The organism is Arthrobacter sp. AB6, from assembly GCF_031844545.1.
In the GTDB taxonomy this organism is placed as follows: domain Bacteria; phylum Actinomycetota; class Actinomycetes; order Actinomycetales; family Micrococcaceae; genus Arthrobacter.
In genome coordinates, this window is record NZ_JAUZVL010000051.1 from 1 (window position 1) to 1,359 (window position 1,359).

1 protein-coding gene is annotated in these 1,359 nt (G+C 62.8%); it reads right to left on the reverse strand.

The genetic code is table 11. The features are described 5' to 3' along the window. Positions 1-34: 34 nt before the first annotated feature. On the reverse strand, positions 35-1,255 hold the full coding sequence (locus tag Q9R30_RS19255; RefSeq protein WP_311218591.1) for a DDE-type integrase/transposase/recombinase: 1,221 nt from the start codon (positions 1,253-1,255) through the stop codon (positions 35-37). Positions 1,256-1,359: the final 104 nt, after the last annotated feature.

Below are 1,359 nucleotides of genomic sequence, written 5' to 3' on the forward strand. Positions count from 1 at the left end.
TCCCTGTTGCCTCACGTCAATAGGTCCGGGAAGACTACTTCGTTGCCTCACTGGAAAAGGTCCGTTTCGGGTACGAGTTGAACCAGGTGTTGATCTTGTAGTCGCGGGGAGCAGCTTTGGCCTGGCTAAGTGCTTCGAGCTGTCCGGTCAGGGCCAGGATTTGCCGGGACAGTGCCGCCGGTTTGAGTCGTTTGAACTGGGCATTCATGCTGATGACGGGTTGCTTCCGGACGTTCGGATGCCGGGCGGCGCGCTGGTGCGGGGTGAGGGCGGCATCGTGTTTCTTGACCACTTTGGCCCCATGACGTTCCTTCGAAAGCAGCTTCTGCTGGGGCAGCAGGTAGTTCGTGAAGAGGGCATCGAGTTCCCAGATGGCGTTGAGTTTCTCCAGTTCCGCCGTAGTGTCGTAGCGGTAGTACCCCACGAGCTCACGGACGCGGGCCCAGTTCTTCTGTTCCACATGGGCCCCATCGTTCTTGTTCCCCGGCCGGGACCTGGTGAAAGTGATCTGCCGGGCGTGGCAGTACTCCAGCAGGTAGTCGTTGATGAACTCGGACCCGTTGTCCGAATCAATCCCAAGGATCGGAAACGGGAACCTGCCCAACGCGTACTGCAGTGCCGCGAACACCCATTTCTGCGCCTTGTTCGGAACCGACCGGTTGACCGTCCACCCCGTCGCGATATCAGTCACGGTCAGGGTGAAACAGAACTGTCCGGAGGCCACGCCGCCCTCATGCCCAACCAGATCAATCTCAACGAACCCGGGCACCGCGCCGTCCCAATCCGCCCAGGTCCTCACCGGGATCTGGGACTTCAACAATGAGCCGGGCTTGGTATGCGATCGGCCCCGCAGCACCAGTTTCGCCCGCTCCGGGGCAAGCTTCCGGTCGATCGTCGCCGCGCTCATCCGCATCAGCAGTACCGCCTCCGCGTCCGCCAAGTCCAGTTCCCCATCCCGGCGCAGCAAGGGCACGAGCACCGGCAGCATCGGCGCCAGCCTCTTGCCGGCCGGGCCCCGCAAGACCGCCCAACAGACCACCAGCGCCTCGATCACCCGCGGACCATAAACCGGGGCCCGCGGCGGACGGGCACGCACCGGGCGCAACTCCAGAGCCTGACGCAAAGCCCGCCGCGTATAGTCCCTGTTCCAGCCCGTCAGCTCCACCAGTTCATCCAGAATCCGCACCTTCTCCAGCCGGTTCCCGCGCGCATACGCCCGGGCCTTGATCACCGTGACGGCCTTACGCTGGCTCATCGTCAGTCCCATCCCTCAAGGATGTCCGCCTCGCCTCTTCCCGGACCTTTTCCAATGAGGCAACGTATCCCTCTACGCGGACCTTTCCTATGAGTCAACGCGGC

Excerpts from the sequence above, each read along its gene's own strand:
- Q9R30_RS19255 (WP_311218591.1), bottom strand. The coding sequence starts at position 1,255 with ATGAGCCAGCGTAAGGCCGTCACGGTGATCAAGGCCCGGGCGTATGCG.